The 25,241-nt window shown below is 56.1% G+C and carries 22 protein-coding genes; 6 read left to right on the top strand and 16 right to left on the bottom strand.

All coding sequences use genetic code 11. The features are described 5' to 3' along the window. Positions 1–4: 4 nt before the first annotated feature. The 3 genes from GN111_RS05950 to GN111_RS05960 all read right to left on the bottom strand — a co-directional run bounded on the left by GN111_RS05950 (position 5) and on the right by GN111_RS05960 (position 3,367). On the bottom strand, positions 5–739 hold the full coding sequence (locus tag GN111_RS05950; RefSeq protein WP_170302154.1) for an alpha/beta hydrolase: 735 nt from the start codon (positions 737–739) through the stop codon (positions 5–7). Positions 740–1,178: 439 nt separating this feature from the next. Further along, on the bottom strand, positions 1,179–2,831 hold the full coding sequence (locus GN111_RS05955; RefSeq protein ID WP_155302876.1) for a DUF6178 family protein: 1,653 nt from the start codon (positions 2,829–2,831) through the stop codon (positions 1,179–1,181). After that, positions 2,831–3,367 (bottom strand): GNAT family N-acetyltransferase, encoded by a 537-nt coding sequence (locus tag GN111_RS05960; protein ID WP_155302877.1) that lies wholly within the window; start codon positions 3,365–3,367, stop codon positions 2,831–2,833. Before GN111_RS05960 ends, GN111_RS05955 begins: the two co-directional genes overlap by 1 nt. Positions 3,368–4,080: 713 nt before the next feature. Between GN111_RS05960 and GN111_RS05965 the strand changes: the two genes are divergently transcribed. The 5 genes from GN111_RS05965 to GN111_RS05985 all read left to right on the top strand — a co-directional run bounded on the left by GN111_RS05965 (position 4,081) and on the right by GN111_RS05985 (position 8,731). Next, the gene (locus tag GN111_RS05965; protein ID WP_231715685.1) at positions 4,081–5,037 is read left to right on the top strand and encodes a methionine ABC transporter ATP-binding protein; all 957 of its coding nucleotides are present in this window, start codon (positions 4,081–4,083) and stop codon (positions 5,035–5,037) included. Continuing rightward, positions 5,027–5,698, top strand: coding sequence for a methionine ABC transporter permease (locus GN111_RS05970; RefSeq protein ID WP_155302879.1), 672 nt, complete (start codon positions 5,027–5,029; stop codon positions 5,696–5,698). Before GN111_RS05965 ends, GN111_RS05970 begins: the two co-directional genes overlap by 11 nt. A 4-nt stretch (positions 5,699–5,702) precedes the next feature. Then, positions 5,703–6,509, top strand: a complete 807-nt coding sequence (locus GN111_RS05975) for a DUF169 domain-containing protein (protein ID WP_155302880.1) — start codon at positions 5,703–5,705, stop codon at positions 6,507–6,509. Between the two features lie 97 nt (positions 6,510–6,606). After that, the gene (locus tag GN111_RS05980) at positions 6,607–7,359 is read left to right on the top strand and encodes a MetQ/NlpA family ABC transporter substrate-binding protein (protein WP_170302155.1); all 753 of its coding nucleotides are present in this window, start codon (positions 6,607–6,609) and stop codon (positions 7,357–7,359) included. Between the two features lie 607 nt (positions 7,360–7,966). Beyond that, positions 7,967–8,731, top strand: coding sequence for a hypothetical protein (locus GN111_RS05985; RefSeq protein ID WP_155302882.1), 765 nt, complete (start codon positions 7,967–7,969; stop codon positions 8,729–8,731). A gap of 56 nt (positions 8,732–8,787) precedes the next feature. Here GN111_RS05985 and mqnC read toward each other — a convergent pair whose 3' ends face one another. The 10 genes from mqnC to guaB all read right to left on the bottom strand — a co-directional run bounded on the left by mqnC (position 8,788) and on the right by guaB (position 21,987). Continuing rightward, positions 8,788–9,906: a cyclic dehypoxanthinyl futalosine synthase gene (mqnC, locus tag GN111_RS05990; protein ID WP_155302883.1), complete on the bottom strand. Its 1,119-nt coding sequence runs from the start codon at positions 9,904–9,906 to the stop codon at positions 8,788–8,790. A 221-nt stretch (positions 9,907–10,127) separates the two neighbouring features. Continuing rightward, entirely contained in the window at positions 10,128–10,904 is a 777-nt protein-coding gene (locus tag GN111_RS05995; RefSeq protein ID WP_155302884.1) for a menaquinone biosynthetic enzyme MqnA/MqnD family protein, read from the bottom strand. Further along, the gene (locus GN111_RS06000) at positions 10,901–11,983 is read right to left on the bottom strand and encodes a radical SAM protein (protein WP_155302885.1); all 1,083 of its coding nucleotides are present in this window, start codon (positions 11,981–11,983) and stop codon (positions 10,901–10,903) included. The genes GN111_RS05995 and GN111_RS06000 overlap by 4 nt, the downstream gene beginning before the upstream one ends. 168 nt (positions 11,984–12,151) lie before the next feature. Continuing rightward, positions 12,152–13,924, bottom strand: coding sequence for a UbiD family decarboxylase (locus GN111_RS06005; RefSeq protein WP_231715778.1), 1,773 nt, complete (start codon positions 13,922–13,924; stop codon positions 12,152–12,154). 5 nt (positions 13,925–13,929) lie between these two features. After that, positions 13,930–14,508, bottom strand: a complete 579-nt coding sequence (locus GN111_RS06010; protein ID WP_170302157.1) for a UbiX family flavin prenyltransferase — start codon at positions 14,506–14,508, stop codon at positions 13,930–13,932. A gap of 25 nt (positions 14,509–14,533) precedes the next feature. Then, on the bottom strand, positions 14,534–15,376 hold the full coding sequence (locus GN111_RS06015; protein ID WP_155302888.1) for a 4-hydroxybenzoate octaprenyltransferase: 843 nt from the start codon (positions 15,374–15,376) through the stop codon (positions 14,534–14,536). Continuing rightward, on the bottom strand, positions 15,373–16,008 hold the full coding sequence (locus tag GN111_RS06020) for a 5'-methylthioadenosine/S-adenosylhomocysteine nucleosidase family protein (RefSeq protein ID WP_155302889.1): 636 nt from the start codon (positions 16,006–16,008) through the stop codon (positions 15,373–15,375). Before GN111_RS06020 ends, GN111_RS06015 begins: the two co-directional genes overlap by 4 nt. A gap of 2 nt (positions 16,009–16,010) precedes the next feature. Next, positions 16,011–16,820, bottom strand: coding sequence for a 1,4-dihydroxy-6-naphtoate synthase (locus GN111_RS06025; protein WP_197740501.1), 810 nt, complete (start codon positions 16,818–16,820; stop codon positions 16,011–16,013). A 158-nt stretch (positions 16,821–16,978) separates the two neighbouring features. Beyond that, a complete protein-coding gene (gene dnaE / locus GN111_RS06030; RefSeq protein WP_155302891.1) occupies positions 16,979–20,521 on the bottom strand; it encodes a DNA polymerase III subunit alpha in 3,543 nt (1,180 codons plus the stop codon). Then, positions 20,521–21,987: an IMP dehydrogenase gene (gene guaB, locus GN111_RS06035; RefSeq protein ID WP_155302892.1), complete on the bottom strand. Its 1,467-nt coding sequence runs from the start codon at positions 21,985–21,987 to the stop codon at positions 20,521–20,523. The genes dnaE and guaB overlap by 1 nt, the downstream gene beginning before the upstream one ends. A 393-nt stretch (positions 21,988–22,380) precedes the next feature. Between guaB and GN111_RS06040 the strand changes: the two genes are divergently transcribed. Continuing rightward, positions 22,381–22,986 (top strand): L-threonylcarbamoyladenylate synthase, encoded by a 606-nt coding sequence (locus tag GN111_RS06040; protein ID WP_155302893.1) that lies wholly within the window; start codon positions 22,381–22,383, stop codon positions 22,984–22,986. A gap of 239 nt (positions 22,987–23,225) precedes the next feature. On the opposite strand, the gene GN111_RS06045 is transcribed toward GN111_RS06040, so the two are convergent. Genes GN111_RS06045 through sppA form a run of 3 tightly spaced genes read right to left on the bottom strand, consistent with a single transcriptional unit; the run spans position 23,226 to position 25,185 of the window. Then, positions 23,226–23,522, bottom strand: coding sequence for a hypothetical protein (locus tag GN111_RS06045; RefSeq protein WP_155302894.1), 297 nt, complete (start codon positions 23,520–23,522; stop codon positions 23,226–23,228). After that, positions 23,482–24,282, bottom strand: coding sequence for a ParA family protein (locus GN111_RS06050; protein ID WP_155302895.1), 801 nt, complete (start codon positions 24,280–24,282; stop codon positions 23,482–23,484). The genes GN111_RS06045 and GN111_RS06050 overlap by 41 nt, the downstream gene beginning before the upstream one ends. A 6-nt stretch (positions 24,283–24,288) precedes the next feature. Then, positions 24,289–25,185 carry a signal peptide peptidase SppA gene (gene sppA, locus GN111_RS06055; protein WP_155302896.1) on the bottom strand — a complete coding sequence of 299 codons (897 nt, stop codon included), beginning with the start codon at positions 25,183–25,185 and terminating at the stop codon, positions 24,289–24,291. Positions 25,186–25,241 lie beyond the last annotated feature (56 nt).

A 25,241-nucleotide genomic window follows, 5' to 3' on the forward strand; every position in this document is an offset into this window, starting at 1 on the left:
CCTCTCATTGTATATTTAACTGCTTTTTTACAAATCCGCATATCTCTCGCATCGCCATTTTGGCCTCTGGAAACAGCGGTGACAATACGGGAAATGCGTGAACCATTTTCAGCCACTGGCTGAACGTTACGTCGACCCCGTGCGCTTTTGCCTTTGCGGCAACGTCTGCACAATCATCGTAGTGGATTTCGTGCGTGCCCACACAGATGTGCAGCGGCGGAAGGCCTTTATAGTCGCCCATCAGGGGCGATAACAGGGGGGACACAGGGTCATTGCGCCCGACATAATAACTTGTCCACACAGCCGAAGCGTTGATCGGTGCGATGTCATTTTTGGCGTTATATTCGAACGACGCGGCCTGACATCGCAAGTCCGTGACCGGAGAAATGGAAAAGGCCGCTTTAGGCAACGGGATCTTTTTCTCTTTCAACGCCAGCAGCAGCGAAAGGGTCAGGGTACCGCCGGCCGATTCCCCGCCGACGACAATGTCATCCGACCTGTATCCCTCTTCCAGCAGCCAGCGATATGCGGCAACACAGTCATCGAGTCCAGCCGGGAAAGGGTGTTCGGGGGCAAGCCGGTAGTCAAACACCAATGCTTTTAACCGGCAGCCCAGGGCGAACTTGGCAACGATGGCACGGTGCGTCCGGCAGGAACCTGAAATAAAACCGCCGCCATGAATATACAGCAGCACTTTACCTTCCGTTGGGTTTGCCGGAATAATCCATTCCGCGGCCATGGCGTTCACGTTTTGTTTTTTTGTGGTTACCCCTTTGGGCATTTTGAATTTCGATGACGCCCGAGCCACTTCTTTTCTGAAATTGGCCACTGAAAAACTGTCGTCAATCACTTCGGGTTTCAGCTTCATCTTGAACAGATGCCTGTTTTTTATCAGCCCGATGATGATTCTGCTTCGAATCCTCTGCATGTTAATAGTTCCTCCACGGCGTGCGTCGGGGCGATCGGCCGGTCGCCCCTACTGCGGCAGCTGCCTTCAATCTGCGGCAAGCTGACCATCGCCTGATTCAGGTTAATTGGTTAAATTTGACAGACTCGCAAAAAATCGCAAGACATGTCATTCCCGCGCAGGCGGGAATCTATAACTCCATGGAAATACGAGGTTCCCGCTTGTGTGGAAACGTCACCAATGGGCCAAATTTGACTATTTTGCGACTTCGTCAAACTTCCTCCTCCGCATCGAAATGTAAAATTTGTTTCAAAAATTCTCGTATGGTTCGGATATGCGCCCGGGACCCGACAAAAGCGGAATGGGGGTGCCGGCCCTGTTTGCAAAGCGCTTCGGGCAGGATTGGGCATTCTCGCAGCAGTGCCGTCAGTGCTGCCATGGTTTCCGAGTCCAGGCAGGCATAAAGTTGATCCAGTTGACCATTAAATTCCCAGGGCCTGCCGGATGAGATATCGGTTTGCAGTACATTGGCCATCCGGCCCATTGCTTGTGCCTGCCCGTCATCATGCAACTCGGCCCGTTGACGATCGAGGAATTGCAGCAGGGCCTTGGCAGCGTACCGCACAACATCGTCATTCAACACTTTCCAGCCCACCTGGAAACATTTGGCAAGACCCTGTTCCGCCAAAAGATCTGACAGGGTTTGAACGGACGGGCTGTCCGCTTCCCCCGTCCGGGGTTCCAGGAGATACTCGCTGCCGAGGTTGCACACCGATATTGCCGCTTCCGCTGCTTCCGCCGGCCTGAACGAACGCCCTTGAAACCCCCATCCTGAAATCAGGATGTTGGAGAGGCAGGTCAGTTCCGTCAAATATTTCGAGGCTATCGTGGGTTCCGTCCGTTTTATGGTGCGCAGGGCATTGACAAGCGGCAGATGATCATCAACCGATCCCTCCAATTCGCCCAGTCTCTGTTGATATGGCCCTGGCAGGACCGCTGCGGCTCGCAGGGTTTGAAGAAAAGGCATGACTTTTTCAGCGGCCCGTTCCCGGGATGCGTTACCGGTAGGTCTGTCATCTTCCGACACCTGTCCATTATGACGCCCCTTCTCACCTGTCGATCTGAAGATGGCGCGCGTTACCGGTTCCAGCGTCTTTGCGCGCACAATTTTGCCAAGATCGGTCAATCGCACCCAATTCAGGAAATAGCGCGCATTGGAAGGCGCAACGAACCCCTCGGCTTCCCGACGGGTCTCGCGATCGGCCGCGAGATCGGATTCGAGCATCTCTTCGGAGGTGAGAACATCGAAAAGGCCTCCATTATCCTCTATATACTCGAAGGAAATCCGGTGGCAGCGATCCAGCAGACGGCTAAGCGTCGTATGATCCAATTCGTCGAGTTCCACCAGAAGCGCCTGGACGGCATCCCAGTGCCAATCGCTTTTCGCGAGCACCAGATAGTCATCGAATTCCTGGCTGAGGGTACTTTCGAGAATTTTGTCCAGCATATCGTCCCGGATCGAGCGCTGCGGATTGCTCAAATTAAGTGCAAGCTCATCCAGGTTCACCACCAGAATGAGCTTGCACAAGCCCAGGGTCAGCAAGCCTTCATCCAGCTCGATAACTTTGCGGGCGGCGAACGCGGCGTTGGTTTCAAGCAGAATCTCCAGCCACAGGCCAAAACGGTCGGCATCAAACACTTCATCCTGACCGGGAGCATCGCTATGCCAGAGGTCTTCATCCAAAATGCATTTCAACTGGTCTGCATTCGCGAGAGAAATAATTTCCGCCGAATCTTCCAGACCGATATGGCGAATCAGCCGGATCAGCACGCCGGCATCCAGACTTCGAATGATGGCTGGCAATTCTGGCTGATCGAGAATGCTGTTGAGCAAGTCATGGGTTTGTTTTCGTTCAAGTCTCATTACTCTCTCCAATGCTCGGGTTTGTTCAGCGCATCCGCGCAAACAACCTTTCCGCTCACGCCGCCAATCACTCCCGGCCGAAGCGCCTGGACCATCCATGCGTTCGCATGTTCCTCCGGTATGGGATATGGGGCGTCAAATCCGAGACATCCGGCTGGTGCGAATCCAAAGCGGGGATAGTAGTCCGGGTGTCCGAGCACGAATACCAGATCGACCTTCGATCCGGACAACAGCGACAGTCCGTGCCGGATGAGCTTACCGCCGATTCCCTGCTGTTGCGTATCGGGGACGATGGCCAGGGGTGCCAAAATTACGATGGAAACCGCATCCTTGGTCCCGGACAGTCGCGCCGCGGTGAATAAAATGTGTCCCACCGCACGATCCTTTTTGAAAGCGAGCAGAGACAGAAGTGGTTTTGCACTGGGATCGCGCAAAAGTTCGCCCACCAGGTTCGCCTCTTTATCGTAGCCGAACGCCAGGCGTTCGATGGCCAATACGTCGTTCAGGTCTGTTTTCAATGCCTCTCGTATTTGCATTTTCTATCTTCCTTGTATTTTCAATGGCTTTACCGGCATTGCCTGGTAAAGGGCCATAGGAACAGCCAAAGAGCCTGCCGGCAAAATTTTGAATATAGGGGTATTTAATCGATAAAATTGCTACTGACGGAGGGAACAGTTCTAACGGCGGAGTCTCAAGAAGGAGTCTGCGGAGATGAAGATTTTGCTTATTGCAGAACCGCTTGCGATCAATCAGCCACCGTAGGGCTAATCCCCTGGCCGGTAACGATTGACACAATATCCATTGATTTTCTGGACAAAAAAACCTCTTTCACATGGTTTGATAAAAGAAGCGCTCTGATATTATAGCCAACCTGTTGCTGTCAAGTTATTTACGAAACGCCTCAAGGATTTTTTTCAAAATCTCATTGAATTACTTCAATTTTGGCTCGCTCAGTTCCATATCGAATATTTAAATTTGAGAAATATTTTTGATAAATATAATCAATTTGACTTTCCTTTGCCCTTCTCAATGATGGCCACGTTTGTCTGTAGATGTTTCGCGGTTTTTCGCGGCTTGAGCTATCAGTATAAAAAGATATGATTACCGCTCGTTTTTCTCAGGTTGATCATTTAGATCGGAGCGAAACGGTAGTTCTGATCGGAGCGTTTAAGGTTCATGATGGAAGCGTGTACGGGGTATTTTGGTGATTGAGATTCGGGGACTGACCAAACGCTTTGGTGAAGATACGGTGCTTGATTCTGTAAGTCTTACCGTTGAAGAAGGAAAAATTTTGGGCTTGGTCGGGAGAAGCGGCGCGGGAAAATCCACGCTGCTTAGATGCATCAACCGTCTTATCCCGATAGACGGGGGTGAAGTTCTCGTTGACCGGGTGAACATAGCCTCTCTGTCAAAACCTGCAATCAAGGAACTCCGGAGAAATATCGGAATGATTTTTCAGAGTTTCTCCCTTCTTAACCGGTTGACGGTTTATGAAAATATCGCCCTTCCCCTGAAATGCTGGAAATACTCCAAAAAGCATATTCGCCACAAAGCTAGTGAATTGATGGAAATGGTCGGGATAAAGGGGAAAGCGAACGCGAGGCCCATGGAATTGTCCGGAGGACAGAAGCAAAGGGTTGCCATCGCCAGAGCCCTGACAATGAATCCCAAGATTCTTCTGTGTGACGAAGCAACGTCGGCCCTGGACCCCCAAACAGCGAATTCCATCCTTTCTCTTCTCTGTGATATCAATGAAAACCTGGGGATCACCATGGTTATCGTAACCCACCAGATGGAGGTACTTACCGCAGTCTGCGGAGATATGGCAATTCTTGAAAAAGGTAAAGTTACAACGGCCGGAAAGGTGAAAGATATCTTCATGGAGAAGCCTCCCGCCCTTCGCAGTCTCATAGGCAATCGGGACATCGTTGAACTGGAAGATGGGGTCAATATAGAAATCTTTCTGGAGCAGGAGACCTTTTCCTATCCGGTCGTTTCAAGGTTGACCCGTGACTTGGGGATAGACTGCAGGATCGTTGGCGGGGATCTTATCAATTACAGAAAGACCCCCATTATTTCTTTATTGATCAATGTCCCGGAGAAGGATGTCAACCGGGTGACTGCCTTTTGCAGAGCCGGCGACGTCCGATGGATTCTCAGAAAGATGAAGGCGTCACAATCGGGAGGTGCGTGCAATGGAATATGAGTTTCTTGACTTATTGATCAAGTACTTTGACCGGCTGATTCTGCCAGCCACGATAGCTACACTGAGGATGGTGATGTTCACTATGGCCTTTGGATCTCTTTTTGGTTTTGGAATGGCCGTTCTGTTAACGCTCTATGGTCCAAAGGGGCTTGATCCCCATGACAGAATATACCGGATTCTTGATTTTGTCATTAATACCATCCGTTCATTTCCAACGCTGATTCTCATTGTGGCCATGATTCCGGTGACTCGGGCTCTGGTTGGTTCCATTATCGGCGAGAAGGCTGCAATCGTGCCCCTGGTCGTCGTCGCAACGGCCCTCATCGGAAGGCTTCTGGAAAACAACTTCAAAGAGGTGAATCCCCAGCTTATCGAAGCAGCCCGTTCCTTCGGGGCCTCCAATTTTCAGATCATGTTCAAGGTGATCATCCGGGAATCCATTCCAGCCATGGTTTCGTCTCTCACATTTACCACCATCATCATCATATCCGGTACCACCATAGCTGGCGTGGTCGGAGGGGGCGGTTTGGGCTCCATTGCAATCAATTACGGTTATCAAAGCTTCAACAACTACATCCTATACAGTTGCGTAGTCATCCTGGTGATCATGGTCATTGCTACCGAGTACACGGGAAAATTTTTTTACAGGAGGCTCAAATAGAACCATGGACAACCAAGAAAAGGCCTCACTCCTGCTTGACGCCCTGCTCCAGATGAAGCGGAAACCGGTAGGCATCAAATTTCTTTTAGACGCCGAAAGCTATGAAACCTCTCCGTTAACACCCACATCGCGGATGGCTTCTTACTGCACCTTTGTAAAGCAGGCTTGCAAGGGCAGGGTCGTCAAACTAACGCTCGACAATTTATCCTGCATGGGTGGCGCCATGGCGCTGGGTTTTGTGAAGCCCCGCAGTTCTGTAGTTTCCGGCCAGAGACGTTACGCCAACGGATCGTATAAAGACCTATGTATCAGCCGGAACATTTCCAGGAACATGCTCTACTGCCAGCAGGAGCTTTATGGCGTGGCCGTCGCTCCCCTGGAATCCTACCGGGAGCCACCTGATATCGTCATACTCGTGACAAATGCCGTTGATGCCATGCGGGTTCTTCAGGGAAATGCCTATCATAACGGTAATGACACCAGACCCAGGCTGGTGGGAATGCAGGCGATTTGCCATGAGTGCACTTCTTATCCCTTTGAGACCAATACCATCAACCTCTCCATGATGTGCCCCGGGACCAGGATGCTGGCCAACTGGGACGACGATGAACTGGGCATAGGCATCCCTTTTAATAAATTGGATACATTGATCGACGGCATCAGGAGCACGGTAAATCCTTTTGAGCGCAACAGGGCCAAAGCACGCATCGAGGAACGGCTGGCCCGAAGCAACCTCCAGGATGTACTGACCATCGTGTATGACAAGAATTATGATGACGGTGCGTACACGGGTATTTCAAAACAAAAATGAAACGACGTCCGTTTAATTATAAACAATAAAAACAGGAGAAAGAGAAAAAATGATTAAGAAAAGGGCACTTATATTTTTTGCGGTGGTTGTGATAGTAATGATTGGGGCGATTGGCCAGACCCAGGCCGGTTCCAGCAAGACCAAGTTCACCTTGGGGTGCATGCCCTTGAACCTTCCCACCGTGGAGTTGATCAAGGAATTTTTAATTCCTCCTTATGAGATGGAGATCGTGGTTTTCGATGCCAACCACCTGCCTGCAATGGCGCTAATAAACGGTGAAATCGATTCCCTGATTTTGAACCACAATGTCTGGATCGATACCTTCAACGAACAGAAGCATACCAATCTGACAATGGTGAAACCCTATTTTTACCATTCCATTTTTGGTATTTACTCCCTGGCCTGCAAAGATATCTCCGAATTGCCCCAAGCCGGTATAATCGCTATTCCAGGGGATCCGTCGAATATGGACAAGGCCCTGCGTCTGATGAATACCAGCGGCCTGATTCAACTTGGAAAGAAATCCGGTGCCTTTTATTCCCTTCTGGATGTGGACGCCAATCCAAAAAATTTCAAGTTCCACGAGATGGAGGTAACAGCCACCATAAGGGCCATACGTGATTGCTCGGCAATCCTCTCCTACTCCAGCCAGTTGAAACAGGCAGGGTTCATTCCGGAGAAATTCAGGATCTATGAGGACCCCGATCACTATGACACTGGTATCGTGGTCATGCCGGAGTCGGAAGACGCGGCTTGGGTCAAAGCTGTCGTTGAGACCGTGGGACTCGAAAGCTTTAAAAAGCGGTTCAATGATTTCTGGCAGGGAGCCTATGTGCTTGTCAATCCTTAAACGACTGGTTCCTTGAGCCGGTTCGCGTTCGCGGTTGCAGCATGTTCGTGGGCAGACTGGCGACAGCCGGTTACAAAATAACTCCCTGCTTTTAAACGCATAACGCCAGTCCAACCATTCATTGGCTTGGGCGAGTAAGAATAAGTCTGCCCCTGACTCATGACATGAGTTAGGGATAGATTTGATCCCGTATCAGCCGTTCCAGGCCTTCGGCAACCCCGTCCACGCTGATGCTTTTCAACAGCGCGATAATCGTTTGCAAGTTTCTGTATGAACGGCATGACTCTGGTCACCAAGCAACGGACCGTCAATTTCCAACATTAGACAAAAAGTGCTGATAGCAGCCACTTTCCATGCATCACCTCCTTGACATCAATTTATCGCTCACTGTAAACTTAATTTATTCCTACTCCACATGACGCTTTTAGTGGCAAATCAATTCATATCCAACGTGATATCAGAACCTTCCTGAAGTGCTGTTTCTTTTCTAGACATCTACGCGCATCCTCTTTAGCTGAAACGCCGGTAATGGTTTTCATTCACAGCGAATGATGCCTGCCAAGCAAGGCGAAACAATAACTACATACTTACAGACAGGAGGAGAAGCGTGAAAAAATTTTTCTTTTCATCATTGGTGATCGTATTTGGGTTGTTGGTTTCCATATCGATTGTACATGCTGAAACTTTTATCGATACGACCCATGACAGCCGGGTAATCGTCGCTTTCAAGGTGGCTGAGAAAACTGTCCAGCCATGGCTGCCGGATGGGTGGTCCGTCGTGCCGTTCGGAAAAGGCCCACTTGCAGGCAGTAATCTGCTGGTTGTTTTCCACGACCGTCATCTGATCCTCGACCCTGAAGGCAAGCCTTCAGCGATCCCACATTTTCGCGATGTCGCACTGGCAACTCTGGCGAGCCAAGCCAACTCTGATAAGATTCGGATGTATGCAACGCGGGTCTATGCCACCGATTCAAGCCTGAACCCTTACAAGAACTCCGTCAGCGCCATGATCAGCCGCACGTCCGAACTTTCAGCCGAGGGTAATGCCGCAGCGTCAGGTTCAGAGGAATGGACGGTGAAGACAAGTGACGGTGGCACGCTCTCGTTCCGCATGAAGTACATCGGCAATACCCCTTCCTATGGCGAAAGCGAGTCTTTCATCTATTCGAATGTCGAGCCTGACTTTTATCGCATCTACCGCCAGAAGCATCTTACAGAACTGGTTAAGAGCGTATCCGCCAAAGTTGACCGGACCACGGAACATGCATTCTCGACAACAATACCTGAGATGGCATCGATGTTCGACGGCAGCGAGGAGTTGATCGGTATCTTAAACGTTCCGATCTACTGGCGCCAGACCTATCTACCTTGAACCAGATAGTCCTGCCGAAAACGCCATGGGGTTAAGGCTTGTAGGTTTTAAAAGGGTCAATCGATGGATGGCGATTCCTGATTTCCCGTTCCGACTGGCATTGGCGGATCGAAGGTCTCAAGGACGCGATAGTAGGAGTCGCGCCTGGCCGGGGTGAATCCCGCCCGGCGGATGATGGTGACCACGTTGTCCAGTGTGGCCTGGCGGTCGTGGCCGGCCTCCTTGTGGACGTGCTCCTCCACCAGCACCCCGCCGAAATCGTCGGCACCGGCCAGAAGCCCCAGTTGACCGGCGCCGATGCTCTCCGAGAACCAGGAGGACTGGATGTGCTCGAAATTGTCCAGCACCAGCCGGGCCGTGGCGATGATACGCACGTACCGGGCCGGATGGGCCGTCTGTTCGACCTGTCCGGCCAGAGCGGTTTTGCCCGGTTTGAAAGACCAGGGAATAAAGCTGGTGAAGCCGCCGGTGCGGTCCTGCAGTTCCCGCAGCCGGAGAAGATGATCGACGATGTCTTCGTCTTTTTCCACGTGACCGTACATCATGGTGGCGGTGGTTTTAAAGCCGATGCCATGGGCCGCTTCGCAAACATCCAGCCATTGCTGCGTTGAGGCCTTGTGGGGCGCGATGATCCTTCGGACCGGTTCGGTGAGAATTTCCGCCCCGCCGCCGGGAACGGTGCGAATACCCGCATTCCATAGGGTTTGCAGAACTTCGTTTATGGAACATTTCTCACGCTCGGCCATGAAGGCGATTTCGGCCGGGCTGAAAGGGTGGATGTGAATATCGGGACAGGCCGCCTGGATGGTGGAGATATAAGCCTGCCAGTCCGCCAGTCCGACCTTGGGATTGTGTCCGCCCTGCAGCAATACGGTGGTGGCGCCTTTGGCGGCCGCCGTCCCGATTTTCCCGGCCAGCTCCTCCGGGCTGAGCAGGTAGGCATCGGTATCCGTCGCTTTGCGGTAGAATGCGCAAAAGGCGCATCCGGTGACGCAGACATTGGTGTAGTTGGGATTGGTATCCACCACGAAGGTGACCGTATTTTCCGGAAACCGTTGCATCCGCTCCCGATGGGCCAGGTTCATCAGTTCGCCCATGGGCAGTTGGCTTAGCAGTTCCAGGGCCTGGGGGCGGTCGTAACGATGTTTTTTCTGGGTTGATATGCTTGTTCTCATAGGTTTGTTCTATCGGATCGTTCTATTAACCTTGTAACGAAATATGGAATATTTCGTCATGCCGGACTTGATCCGGCATCCAGGGAGTTACTGGATTCCGGCTTCCGCCGGAATGACGGACGCCTGGGGTATTTAACCGCCATTTCGAATGTAGGGGCGACCGGCCGGTCGCCCCTACTGAGGCGGCCTTGAATCTGCGGCAAGCTTGAACATCGCCTGCTTCAGGTTTCAAACAGCGGTTCGCGTCCGAACCGTTGGAAATCTTCCATAAACAGCCGCTGGCCTTTAAGATCGTCGTCGTCCAGGCATCGCCGAATGACCCCGCAATACCGTTCGACAACGTTTTCATCCAGTTCCAGCCGCCCTGCCGTTTGGTGGATTGATCGGGCAACCAGTTCATCCTCATTGGCTTTGAAGGTGTCCAGCCATGCGGCAACGGCGTTCTTGACCGCGTCGGGAGCGGCTTTTCTCACCACCCAGCGCGCGAACACGAACGGCAGACCGTGCAATTCGAACCATTTCTGTGAGAGATCGGTTTTGTATGGCCAGACCTTGGCCGAGACGTTTCCCACCAAGGCGCGGTCACCGATCAACAGGTGGGCGTCGGGCTGCCGACCTTCACCCACAAGGGTCGGCAGGCGCTCAAAGCCCAGAGCCGTGCCCATGAGCAGGTAGAGCAGCCGGATGCTGGTGGCCGATTCGGTTGTCAGGCGCAGGGTTCTGGGTACGTGTATCTGCTCGAAAGGATATTGAGAAAAGAGAAGAACGCTCATGGACGGCCCCCTGGCGGCAATGCCGAACCGGCCAACGGTTTCCACCAGACCGGAAAGCCTGGCCAATCCGCCCACGGGAACGGCCGCCGCGTCCACGGTGCCAGCAATCAGTGCATCGATGCTGGCGCTGGGCACCAGGGGAACGAAATGACAGCCCTCGGGTTCTCCCAACTGACGGTAGGGTGCCATGTTGGCGTAGGGGATCATGGCAATCGGCGCGGTCATCGAACCGCCTTTCTGGGAGAAAAGGCACCGTCGCGCTCCACGGGCGTGAACCCGGCCGTGGCAATGGTTTCTTCCATCTTCTCCCGGGCCAGCCCCACCGGAGTAGGCGCTCCGGCCAGATGGGCGATCTTCTCCTCGCTGATGGTGCCGTCCATGTCATCGGCGCCCCAACTCAGCCCGGCGGCTCCCGTCTCCAGCCCGGTCATGGGCCAGTAGGATTTCAAGTGGGGAATGTTGTCCAGGACCAGGCGGGAAATGGCCAGCACGGCCAGGGTTTCCAGCGGCGTGGGTCCTTTTTCGATAAAGTGTCCGGCTCCCGGCTGAAATGGCAGCGGGATAAAGCAGGAAAACCCTCCCGAGCGTTCCTGGGCCTGCCGGAGGATCAGCAGGTGCTCGATGCGCTCGTTCCAGGTATCGCCGAAGCCGAACAGCATGGTGGCGTTGGTGGGGATCCCTTTTTCGTGTGCCAACTGGTGGATGCGCACCCAGCCTTCGGGGCTGGTTTTGTTTTTCCAATGCAGCCGATACAGCCGGTCGGAAAAAATCTCGGCGCCGCCGCCGGGCATGGCATCCAGCCCGGCCTCCAGGAGTTGATCCAGAACATCGCTTTCTGCAAGGCCGCTGGTACGGGCAAAGTAGTCGATTTCCACGGCCGTGTAGCCCTTGATATGCAGATCCGGGAAGGTAGTCCGCAGGGATCGCACCAGTTCCAGATTGCGCGAATAGGGCCAGATCTGGTTCAGCCCACCGACGATATGGGCCTCGGTAGCCTGCAGGCGCCGCACCTTGTCAATGATACCCGGCTCTTCCAGCACATAGGCATGGGGCGCGTTGCGGGAAGCCGCATAGTTGCAGAAAGTGCACCCGCTGCCGCAGATGTTGGTGGGATTGATCTGCAGGTTGAACACGTAGGTGGCGTTTCGGCCGTAACGCTTTTTCCGGTTGGCCAGGGCCGCCCGGCCCAGGCGATGCAGCCGGTCCGGGGTTATTTCTTCGGCCAGGCTGTACGCTTCCTCGCGGGAAAGCTGCTCACAACGGGCGCCTTTTTCCAGGGCCCGGTCGAACACGGGGTTGTGCATGACTATGATTTCATCCTTCGTTCTTCAACGGGCGTATCAATTGGTTTTCCGCCCCTCAATGCTCGCTCGTGAGGACGAAAAATCTTTCGCCCCTACCCTACCTTTACGGGAATGACATGTCTGGTAACTTCTTGCGAGGCTGTCAAATTTGAAGACTCAATTTGGGTCTCACTCGTCGGGCAGCCCCAGCCTGGGCCACATCCGGTCCACCCGCTTTTCCACACCCGGGTCGAATTCAACGGGCTTGGGATACCCTGTTTTCCAGCGGGCGTCAATGGCGATGGGAAAATCGAAAAGCAGCCGGTTCCCCTCAACCTTTCGACCGGCGGGATAAAGGTCGGCCAGGGGATCGAAACGGGTGAACCACCCCCAGAGCATCATGATGCGGTCGGTCAGCGGGACGTCTTTTGAAACGATCACATGAAACAGATATTCCCGGGAGGCCGCATGATGGGCCAGGGCCTGGCGCAATGGCTCGATCTCCTTGATGGAATCGTCCACCTGGACTATCAGAAAGGCCGGCCCCAGGGCCGCGGTGGCGCTCACACCGGCAGGCAGATCCGCGGGTCGGGGCACGTGCTGGGGCGGTGTTCCACGAACCGGCCCGCTTCCGTCGTCGGCGGCCAGGAGGATCAGGCGACTGCCGGTGTTCATGGCAGGACCGGTAAAATCCAGGGTATCCTGGGCTGTGGGGGCCAGCAGATGGATGCCGCTTTTTGCATCCAGGTGGCGCCACAGGGCTTGGCTTACGTCGACGATATCCCGCGCGTTGACCCGATGGTCCACGGTGATCAGGACTTTGGTCAGGGATACCTGCCCTTCCCCCAGCATGCCCAGGGTGTGCTTGAGCGCTTCTTTGGGGTAGCGTTCGTTCACTGACAACACCGCCAGGGCGTGAAAGCCGGTTTCCGGGTAGGCCCAGAAATCGACCACCGTCGGCCTGATCATCTTCAGCAACGGCAGGGTCATCTCCTGCAAGGCCTCGCCGAGGTAGTAATCCTCCTGGACCGGTTTGCCCACGACCGTGGCCGGGTAGATGGCATCCTTGCGTGCCAGGATGCGGTCCACCCGGAAGACCGGATAGTCGGCGGCATGGGAGTAATGGCCGAAATGATCACCGAAAGGACCCTCCCAACGAAGGTCGCCAGGTGACACGCTGCCTTCCAGAACGAATTCGGCCCGAGCGGGAATCCGGTGGCCGGTGGTCCTGCGGGCGATCACCTCCAGCGGCCGGTTCATCATGTAGGCCGCCAGCAGGCGCTCGTCGATACCTTCGGGCAGCGGGGCCACCGCCGCCGGTATCAGGGCCGGCGGCCCTCCCAAAACCACACTGACCGGCATCGGGCGCTTTTTGGCAACGGCCTTGTGGAAATGAAAGCCGCCGCCCTTTTCGATCTGCCAGTGCATGCCCGTGCTGCGGCTGTCGAAGCGCTGCAGTCGGTACATGCCAAGGTTGCCGGTGCCGTTTTCCGGATCGGTGGTATGCACCAGAGGCAGGGTAAAAAACGGGCCGCCATCCTCCGGCCAGCAGGTGAGCACCGGCAAACGGTTCAGATCGGGTGTCGTCTGGATGGTTTCCAGAACCGGACCTTGCCGAACCGTGCGCATTCGTGCCGAGGAAAGGGCCATCAGGTCGCGGCGGGAACGAAAGATACCGCGCAATCCCGGCGGCATCAGGTTGCGCGACAGCCGGAAGACCCGCTCTCCCAGCAGGGCCGGATCGCCGCCAAAAGCCAGGCTCGTGCGCTGCCGGGTGCCGAACAGATTGCTGACCACACGGTAGTTGGAGCCGACAACGTTTTCGAAGAGCAGCGCCGGCCCTCCTCTGGCGATGACCCGGTGCTGGATAACGGTGATCTCCTGATCCGGATCGACCGGAACCCGGATGCGGGCCAGTTCGCCGTTTCGTTCGAGATGTTCCAGAAATGCGCGCAAATCCACAAAGCTCAACGGACATCCTCCCAGGTTCGTTCGGAGGGTTGGCCCAAAACGGCCAGTACCCGGTCTGCAAAGGCATCCATGAGGTCGTGATAGGTCACCGTTTGCGGATCACGGCCGGCAAACATGAAAAACGGCGGGCTCATGGGCATAATCACGGCGCCGGCCTGGCCGAGACGCCGGGCGTTTTCCAGATCGATCAAGGTCAGGGGCGCTTCCCTCAGGCACAGGATCAGCGGCCTTCGCTCCTTGAGCTGACAGTGGGCCGCCCGGGTGATCAAGCTGTCACCCAGACCGGCGGCCATCTGGGCCATGGTGTGGGCCGAACAGGGCAGCACCACCATACCGACGGTGGGCACCGACCCCGATGAAAGCGGGGCATACAGATCATCGGCGGCATACACCTGCCGGGCAAAAGATTCGATCTCCTCGAGCCCGCCGCACTCGGTACCGGCCACCGCCCTGCCCCACCGGCTTGCCACCAGGTTCACCGGCCATCTGGATTTTTCCACCAGCCTTCGGGCCGCGTAAATGCCCGATGCGCCGGTAACACCTAAAATGAGATGGGCAGATTCGGTCTTACTCATGATTTTCTCCGTTAACGGCTGTCTTTCATGCAACCATGGGGACCAGAGCGCCGGCGATGCCCGCCAGGGTGGAAATGGGAAAAAAGCGTTTGGGAACGGGAATGGCCGGAACATACATCAACGCGAAAAAAACGGCTGCCACGGCCAGCACGATCCAGGCCGTCAAACCGCCGTTCAAGGTCCGTACCACGGCAATCAGAATTCCCAATGCGGTCAGGTGGACCGCACCAGCCACGCGCAAGGCACCGTCGAACCCCAACCGGGCCGGTAAGGAATGGATATCGTGGCTTCGGTCATGGTCGATGTCCATGAGCGCATAGATAATGTCGGCCCCGCTCAGCCAGAAAAAAACGAACCCGGAGAAAAGCAGGACCGGCCAGGTAAACCGGGTATGGCCCGATGCGGCCACGAAAGCCCCCAAAGGAGCCAGGGCAAGGCACAAACCGATGCCGAAATGACACAGCGGGGTGAATCGTTTGAGCAGCGAATAGCCCAGCAGCGGGACCAGCGGAATCGGAGCGAGAATCGGGCACCAGCCGCCAAGGGCCCAGCAGGCAGCCAGATAAAGCAGCAGGCCGCCGCCGGCAACGGCCGAGGCCTGGGTCAGGTCCATTTTCCCGGCGGGCAGTTCTCGATTGGCCGTGCGTGGATTGAGGCGGTCGATGTGGCGGTCGAAGATCCGGTTCATGGACATGCCGAAGACCCGGGCACCCACCGCGGCCACAACGATGAGAATGATCACATCCAGGGCCGGTGGCCGGTTGCCGGCACCCAGCCAGGCACCCGTGAAAATCAGCGGCAGGCTGAAGGCGGTGTGCTCTATTTTGGTGAAATTGAGTATGTTTTTCAGCGTCGTTTCCGGTTTCATGGTCGTTCTTTGTTCGCTTGTCGTTTCAGTTCCAGCATCAGGGTTGCGGCAGTGTTTTCCGAGACCGCGGCGAGATTGCGGGCAATGTCCTGCCGACCGTTCGTATCGGCGCAGTCGCTGATGCCTTTGACCATGGCGCAGGGAATACCGTAAAAAAGGGCCGTGCGAGCCACGGCCGCCCCTTCCATGTCGGCCACCTCGCCAAGGCCGGCAAGTTGCCTGCGCCAATCGGCTTCAAATACTGGACGGTCGCAGGTGACCAGGCGGGCTGCTTTTAAATCGGAGAACCAGTTTAAATCGCATGTCACGGCCGCTTCAGGGCTGCCGAATCGGTCGCAGTCGCCTTCCACGGCGCTTTCGATGCGCAACCGATCGCCGATAGTCCAGTTTTTATCCGCGGTCAGTCGGCCGCACAACCCGGCACTGAGCAAAAGGGTCACCCGATGCTTTTGCACCAGATGTGCGGCGGCCAGGGCGGCCGCCACTTTGCCCATGCCGCTAACGGCCACGACACAGCTCGGATGAATCATTTCCGGCAACCTGAACAGCGGCAGCGGGCCGGCAAGGGGTGTTGCCGCGGAAAGGGCCAGAAAGGGATCGGCCTCCTGCCGGGTCGCGTATAAAAGACCCACGGTCACAGGGCGCCGGCCGCTTTGGCCATGGATTCGAGGACGTCCAGTGCTTTTCGCCCTGTTGCCTCCAAATCCAGGCTGAAATCGTTCACAAAAGTATGAATGTGGGCCTTGAGCACGGCGGCATCCATCTCCTGGGCGTGTTGTCGGATGTAAGGCAGGGCCGCTTCGGGATCGGCCATGGCCTGCCTGATGCTGGCGTTGACCACCCCATCGATCCGTTCGATGAGCCCGTCTCCCAAACTCTTTCTGACGGCAATGCCGCCCAGGGGAATGGGCAGGCCGGTCCGCTCTTCCCACCAGGCCCCCAGATCGACGATGGTCAGAAAGCCCGCATCTTCGAAGGTGAAGCGGCTCTCGTGAATGATCACGCCGCAGTCCGCCTGCCCGGAGTCAACGGCCTCGAAGATCCGGTCGTAGGGCACAAAAAAGCGCTGGTCCGCATCCGGCGCCCACAGGCGAAAAAGAAGGTGGGCCGTGGTCCACGCACCGGGCAGCACCACCCGGCAGTCCCGGATCTGCTCGTGCTTCAAGGGCTTGCGGGCGACCAGCACCGGACCGCATCCAAAGCCCATGGCACCGCCGCTGCTCAGCAACCGGTAAGTATCCTTGACCGCCATCCAGGCGTAAAAAGAGAGCTTGCTGATGTCCAGGGCCGCTTCCATGGCCAGGGTGTTGAGGGTCTGGACATCGTGCAGCACCGGATTGATCCGCACCCCCTCGATCTCCACGGCACGCCGCACAATCGCGTCGAACATGAAGGTGTCGTTGGGGCAGGGAGAAAAGCCGAATGTCAGTCGTTTGGGTGCCACGGTCGGGAGTTCATCCTTATGCAAATATTGAAAAGGGCTTGAATCACCCATCACCCGCTTAACGGGTTATTTGGCGAAGTCCCCCTTCGAGGGGGCTGAAATCCATACCCGTGAACGTCGAACATCGAACGTCCAACTTCGAATTTCGAATAAGGCAATCAATTCCTGGCGTATTGGCGCCCGTTGTTGCGGCGGCCGTTGAGATCGCTGTTGCGCATGGCGCTGGCCGCGTCGCTGACCCGAGTCTGCACGGCCCCGCGCCCCAAGATGCCATCGACCTCCCGGGCCATGGCGTCGCAGTAGCGAATCCCCATTCCTTCATCCATGGAGACGACGGCTTCGGCCTGACCGTCGAGACAGATGTGAATGAATCCCTTGCAGGGGCCGGGATAGCGCTTTAAAACCGATCGCAGCCGGGTCATTTTCTCCCGGTCGGTTTTGTTCGGGTCAACCATCAACCGAACCTGAATGGTCCAGGTCGCCTCGGCCTGATCCATGGGAATGATCTGGTCGGCGAGAATTTTCACACCGCTCTCTTCCACCTGGGCCGCTCCCTGGACCAGTACGGCGGTATCCGCGGCGAGAAGATCGGCGCAATTCGCGTAGATGGACGGAAAGACCACCACTTCCACACTGCCGTGCAAATCCTCGACGGTGGCAAAACCCATCAAATCGTCCTTGCGGGTGCGGATCACCTTGGCGGCGCTGATGGTACCGCCGATGCGCACGGCGCTCTTGTCGGCCACTTCCCTAAGACTCAAAGCATCGACATTGGTGAATTTCTCAATAATCTCCTTGTAGCGATCCAATGGATGGCCGGTGACGAAGAAGCCCAGCGTCTCTTTCTCCTGCTGCAACTTCTCGTGATCGTCCCATTCGTCGATAGCTGGAACGGCGGGCAGGTTTATGGCCGCATCTTCTCCACTCCCGGTATCGAACAGACTCATCTGGGCGCTGTTTCTCTCCCGCTGGATGCGCTGTCCGTAATCCAGGGCCTCTTCGAGCACCGCCATGAGGCGTGATCGGTATACGCCAGTGGAATCGAAGGCGCCGCAGCGGATCAGGCTTTCCAGGACGCGTTTGTTCACCTTGGTCAGGTCCACCCGCTGGCAGAAATCGAACAGGGAAGCAAACGGCCCGTTGGCTTCACGCTCGGCGATAATCAGATCGACGGCCGCTCCGCCCACGTTTTTCACCGCTGCCAGACCGAACCGGATGCGGTCGTCGACGGCGGTAAACAGGGTGCTGCTCTCGTTGATGTCCGGCGGCAGCACTTCGATGTCGTGGGCCCGGCACTCGTTGATGAATTTTACCACCCCGTCGATAGTGTCGATTTCGCTGGTCAGCAGAGCCGCCATGAATTCCACCGGGAAGTGGGCCTTGAGGTATGCCGTCTGGTAGGCAATCAGCGCATAGGCCGCGCTGTGGGATTTGTTGAATCCATAGCCGCCGAACTTTTCAATCAGATCGAACAGTTCCGTGGCCACGGCCTTGTCCACGCCGTTTTTCACGGCGCCCGTGACAAACTTCTCCCGATGCTTGGCCATCAAATCGGCGATCTTCTTGCCGATGGCCTTTCGCAGGCTGTCCGCATCGGCCATGGTGTAGCCGGCCAGTGCACCGGCCACCTGCATGACCTGCTCCTGGTAAACCATCACCCCGTAGGTTTCCTGGAGGATCGGCTCCAGGGAAGCCACCGGATAGACCACTTCCTTGCGGCCGTGTTTGCGGTCCACGAAATCGTCCACCATCCCGCTGTCCAGGGGGCCGGGCCGATACAGGGCCACCAGGGCGGTAAGATCTTCAAAGGATTCCGGGTGCAGGCGCACCATCAGGTTTTTCATGCCGGAGGATTCCAGTTGAAAAACGCCGGTGGTGTCTCCCGACTGGAGCAGTACGAAGGTCTTCTCGTCGTCCATGGGCAGGTTGGCCAGATCCGGCACTGTTTTGCCCTGATCGGCAATGCTTTTCAGGGCATGGTCGATCACCGTCAGGTTGCGCAGCCCCAGAAAATCGAACTTCACCAGGCCGATGTCCTCGACCTTCTTCATGTCGAACTGGGTGACGACCTCTCCCTTTTTTCCCTTGTACAGCGGCAGATATTCCACCAGGGGTTTGTCGCCGATCACCACGCCGGCGGCATGGGTCGAGGCGTGCCGGGACAGCCCTTCCAGGGCGCGGCTGATTTCGATCAACTCGGCGATGCGCGGGTCCGTTTTGACCATTTCAGCCAGTTTGGGCTCCTCTTTCAGCGCCTTGTCGATGGTCATCTTGAGGCTGTCGGGAATCAGCTTGGCGATGGTGTCCACCTCCGCCAGAGGCAGCCCCAGCGCCCTTCCCACGTCCCGGATCACCAGCTTGGCCTTCATTTTGCCGTAGGTGATGATCTGGGCCACGTAGTCTCCTCCGCCGTAGCGCTCGACCACGTAGTTGTAAACCCGCTCCCGTCCGTGGATGCAAAAATCCACATCGATGTCAGGCATGCTGATGCGAGACGGATTCAGGAAACGTTCGAAAATCAGACCATGCTCGATGGGATCCAGGTCGGTGATGGACATCGCATAAGAGACAAGACTGCCGGCAGCCGAACCGCGGCCGGGCCCCACAGGAATTCCGTTTTCCTTTGCATAGCGGATGAAATCGGCCACAATGAGAAAATAGCCGGGAAATCCCATATCCTTGATGGTTGAAAGTTCGTACTCCAGCCGTTCCCGGTACACGGTTTCGTCCAGATCGGGGTTTTTACGGCGTACCGGTTCCATGCGGCGTTCATAGCCTTCGCGCACCTGAGCCTCGAACAGCTCGTCCGCGGTTTTTCCGGATTCGGCGTCGAACTGCGGGAAATGGTAGGTCTTGAAATCGAACTCGACATAGCAGCGGTCGGCAATGGCCACGGTGTTTTCGATGGCACCGGGATATCCGGCAAAGTGGCGCTTCATCTCCTCGGGAGGTTTGAAATAGAGCTGATCGGAATCGAAAACGAAGCGGTCCTCGTCGGCCATGGTCTTCTGGGTCTGGATGCACAAAAGAACCTCATGGGCCTTGGCATCTTTTTGATCCAGGTAGTGGCAGTCGTTGGTGGCCACAAGCGGGATGTCCAGCTTGCGGCTCAGTTCGACCAACCCCTGGTTGACCTTTTCCTGGGCCGCAATACCATTATACTGCAGTTCCAGAAAAAAGTTGCCCTCGCCGAACATGGCGAGATAGTTAAGGGCCGCCTCTTCGGCCTTGTCCATCTTTCCGGCCAGGATGTGTTGAGGAACCTCCCCTTTGAGGCAGGCGGACAGCGCGATAATACCTTCAGCATGCTCGGCCAGCGCCGCTTTGTCGATGCGGGGTTTGTAGTAAAAGCCTTCCAACTGCCCGATGGTGGCAAGTTTGCACAGATTTCGGTAGCCCTGCTGGTTTTCTGCCAGCAGCACCAGGTGACGCGCTCCCGCCTTGTCCAGCGGCGTTTTATCTTTCAGCGTGCGGGGTGCCAGGTAGCATTCGCAGCCGATGATGGGCTTGATTCCGTTGGAAAGGGCCTGCTGATAAAAGTCCAGGGCGCCGAACATGGTGCCGTGGTCGGTGAGCGCCACCGCCGGCATGTGAAATTCCTTGGCCCTTTTGAACAGATCCCCCAGGCGAATGGCGCCGTCCAGCAGGCTGTACTGGGTGTGGACGTGTAGGTGGACGAAATCGGAAGTTTCCTGGGACACTAGTTGTCTACCCTATAGTTGGGCGCCTCCTTCGTAATAATCACATCATGCACATGGCTTTCGCGCATGCCGGCGGCACTGATTCTAACGAAGCGGGCTCTTTCCCGCAGTTCCTCAATGGAGCTGCATCCCACGTATCCCATCCCGGCCTTGAGTCCGCCGATGAGCTGGTGGATGTTCCCCGAAAGGGTGCCCCGGTAGGGAACGCGGCCGACAATGCCTTCGGGAACCAGTTTGTCGTCGCTTTCCTGTTCGGTCTGATAGTAGCGGTCCTTGCTGCCTTTTTTCATGGCCTCCAGAGAGCCCATGCCGCGATAGACCTTGTAGCTGCGCCCCTGAAACAGGATGGTCTCGCCCGGACTCTCTTCGGTGCCGGCAAACAGACCCCCGATCATTATCGTATGGGCACCGGCCCCGATGGCCTTGGTAATGTCGCCCGAAAACTTGATGCCACCGTCGGCAATCAGGGGTATACCGGTTTTTTCCGACACCTCCCGGCAGTTCATGATGGCGGAAACCTGGGGAACGCCGATGCCGGCCACGATGCGGGTGGTACAGATGGAACCAGGACCGATTCCGATCTTGACGCCATCCACCCCGGCGTCAATCAACGCCTGGGCGCCTTCGCCGGTGCCCACGTTGCCGGCGACAAGCTGCATCTCCGGGAAATCCCCCTTCAAACGCTGCACCGCCCGGATGACGTTGCCGGAATGGCCGTGGGAGGTATCGATCACCAGGACGTCGGCTCCGGCTTTTAGCAGGGCCTGGGCGCGATCCATCATATCTTCGCCCACCCCGATGGCCGCCCCCACCCGCAGCCGCCCCATGGCGTCTTTGCAGGCATTGGGGTATTTTTTGATCTTCTCGATATCCTTGATGGTGATCATGCCCGTCAGGCGGCCGTTCTTGTCCACCACCAGCAGTTTTTCGATGCGGTGTTCGTGGAGCAGTTTCTTGGATTCTTCCAGGGAAATTCCCTCGCTGACCGTCACCAGTTTTTCACTGGTCATGACATCGCTGACCTTCTTGGTCATGTCCGTCTCGAACCGCAGATCCCGGTTGGTTACAATGCCCACCAGTTGATCGCCGCGGGTGACCGGTACGCCGGAGATGCGGTAACGGGCCATCAGCTTCATCACTTCCTCGATGGGCCGATCCGGATCGATGGTCAGCGGATCTACAATCATGCCGCTTTCCGATTTTTTCACCTGGTCCACTTCCATGGCCTGGCTCTTGACGCTCATGTTGCGATGGATGAACCCGATGCCGCCTTCCCGGGCCATGGTGATGGCAGTTTGCGCTTCGGTGACCGTATCCATGGCGGCGCTGACGATGGGAATGTTCAGGTCCAGTTTACGGGTCAGACGGGTTCGGGTGTCGACATCCTTGGGCAGAACGTCGGAATAGCTGGGCATGAGCAGAACGTCATCGAAAGAATACGCTTCTGCTATTATCTGGTCGGTCATGAAATCCTCCGCATTCGTATGGAAGTTTGCCGGTTCGGCGGTGGCGATTAACGGTGACATCCCTCAATGATCGGTCCGGGCCGGGAAACGGGCAGAGTTGCGGGCCGGCAAGCGAGGGTCCCGAAGGCTTCGGTGTACAGGCGATGGATCTGTTGAAAAGAGCATCCTTTCCGCATCGGTTCCGAAACCGATTAATCCGTCAAACTACCAAATGAGATGGGCTTTATCAATCTTTATTTGGTCGCTTGACACCCCTTGCGGCCCGTAATAAGTTAGCGCGTCCGCGTATCGCAGCACGGCCATGGCCGGGTGCAGCGCTACCCCGATTTTGAGAGGGATCGGCGTTTGATGCACCCTTGAAGTCTTTGTTTTCCCAGGGATCGGACAACCGTCATGCTGTTTAGCATCAATCCGGAAAATCCACACCAGCGACTGATTGAGCGGGTGGTGGACATCTTGAAAGCCGGGGGCCTGATCGCCTATCCGACCGACACCTATTACGGCATCGGCTGCGACATCATGAACAAACGGGCCATCGAAAAAATCTACCAGCTCAAACAGCGCAACAAAAACCAGCCCTTCAGCTTCATCTGCGCCGATTTGAAAAACATCAGCCGCTACGCCAAGGTTTCCAACTACGCTTACAAAACCATGCGGCGGCTGCTGCCGGGACCCTACACGTTCATCCTCACAGGTTCCAAGCTGGTCCCCAAGATCATGCTCACCAAACGCAAGACCGCCGGCATCCGGGTTCCGGCCAACAACATCTGCCATGCGCTGGTCGAAAGCCTGGGCAACCCGATCATCTCAACCTCCGCGACCCTGCCGGACGGGGAAGTCTTTCACGATGCGTCTCTGATCCATGACCATTTCGGACCACGGCTGGATGCTGTCATCGACGGCGGGCCGGTGGCGGGAATGCCCTCCAGTGTTGTTTCCCTTGAAGACGATGTCCCGGAGATCATCCGGGAAGGGTTGGGAGATGTGAGTCTGTTGTAAACGAAGGGTTCGGACCTTCCCGTTCAGCTTTTTTTCAACCTGAAGTAGGCGATTGTCGAGCTTGCCGCAGGTTCAAGGCAGCCGTCGTGGCGCTATAGTCGGCTATGCGCCTCGGCGGCTAACGTCGAAGATGCGGTGAGATCGGCAATCCCGTAGCGGTTTCGCCTTTTGAGAAGCAAAACTGTAAACAACCCCCTGAAATCATGACCTTCGTCGATATTTCGAAAAAGGAGAAACGCCTACTTTAGGTTAAACTTTGTGAGCAAATGGCTGGCCTTTCCCCGATCCATGTCGTCCAGGGCGAAAGCAAGCGCCATCTCGGCCAGCATCGATTTGTTTTCCACGGGCACCCCGTCGAGCTTCAACTGGTGGAATTTTCGGTTGAAGCGGTCCAGCAGCGCCTCGGAAACATAGAAACCGACCTTTTTCTTGGGCAGGTCCGGTTTTGGAATGCGACGCCCGGTTGCCACGGAAACCGGATCCACGCGGCGCTCGTCAAAAAAGTCCGGGATGGTCTTGTCGTCTGATGGCATCATCGATCAATCTTTCTGCCAATTTGCGGTAATCTTTGGCACCCGTCGCATTATTGTCATATTCAAAAATGCTCTTGCCGTTGCCCGGTGCTTCGCACAGCCGGACATTGTGGTAAATGGGGCTGCAGATCTGTTTGCGAAAAAGCCGGCGAAGCTGGTTGTAGATGTCGCGGCTCTGGCGGGTACGGCGGTCGAACATGGTTGGCAGGATGTATTTGAGGCGCAGCGACTGATTCAACTGCTGTACCGAAATCAGATAGCCAAAGAACGTTTTCAGCCCCTCTACTGCCGGTCCCTGCAGCGCCACGGGGCAAAGAACTTCTTGGACGGCCATAAGGATGTTTACGCTGAGCACGTCCCAGCCGGGCGCACAGTCGAAGATCAGATAGTCCAGCCCGTTGTTTTTGGGCGTCAGGCTGTGGCGCAGGACAGCGTGCCGCTGGTCCCGGGGCTGCTCGCCCAGCCAGTGCTTCAATTCCACCAATTGGATGCCGCCGGCCAGCACCCACAAATTCTGGCGGGCCGGGAAAATGGCTTCTTTTTTCAGCACTGTCTTGCCGTTGCCGTCGCGCCCGGTGATGAACTCATAAAGCCCATGGGGCGGAGAGACGCCAAGAAAAGTGGTGGTCTGGGCCTGGGTGTCGCAGTCCACGAGCAGCACCCGTTTACCGGCCAGGGCCAGTCCATGAGCAAGGTTGACGGCTGTCGTCGTTTTCCCAACGCCGCCCTTGGCCATTGCCACAGCGATCTTACGCATTCCCATGGCCTTTTAGCTCCCATTCGGAGAGTAGCGGTATTCTGCAAATATGCCGGGATGAATCATTTTCGAGAACCACTCGGTCACAGAGGACGACAGCAGGTAGCGCAACATGGAAAGTTCCTTGTCGCGGGCATACACCGGAACCACCGGCCCCTCTAAACCGCCCAGTTCGCCGGCCCAAGCCAGCGCATCCTGAAAATTGCCCAGGCGGTCGACCAAACCTTTCGCCTTGGCGTCTTCCCCGGTGAAAATGCGTCCGTCGGCGGCGGCTTCTACCTGCCCCCGCTCCATATTTCTGCCCTCGGCGATGGCGGTGACAAACTGCTGATGAATGCCGTCGGTAATGGCCTGTAGAATCTCGCGCTCATCGTCGCGCATCTCCCGCGTGGGAGAACCGGTATCCTTGTAAGGACCGCTTTTGATCACCACCGGAACCATGCCGATCTTGTCCAGCAATTGACGGAAATTGGTGTATCCCATGATCACCCCGATGCTGCCGGTGATGGTGCCCGGATTGGCCACGATCCCGTCCGCGGCACAGGCCACGTAATACCCGCCGGATGCAGCCACGGCGCCCATGGAGGCGATCACCTTTTTGGTGGATATGGTTTTGCGGATCTCCCGATAAATTTCCTGGGAAGGGCCGACGGCACCGCCTGGCGAATTGATGCGAACCACGATGGCCTTGATGTCATCGTCTTCCCGAAACTCGCGAATCTGTTCGATGGTGTTCCTGGCATCGGCAATGGCGCCTTCGATTTCCACCACGCCGACCCCTTCGCCATCGAAATCCCCCGCACCCTGGCCGATCCAGGCGGCCATTCCCACAACACCAAGGATCAGGACGGAAAAAATGGAAAAGGATACCAGCAGAAAAAAAAGGTAAGGGTGGCGGCGGGTGAACATTACAAGTTCCTTTGTTCTAAACCATGGCGGCTGACGAAAAATGCCGGCGGGGCCCT

The sequence above is a fragment of the Desulfosarcina widdelii genome, assembly GCF_009688965.1.
GTDB classification, from domain to species: Bacteria; Desulfobacterota; Desulfobacteria; order Desulfobacterales; family Desulfosarcinaceae; genus Desulfosarcina; species Desulfosarcina widdelii.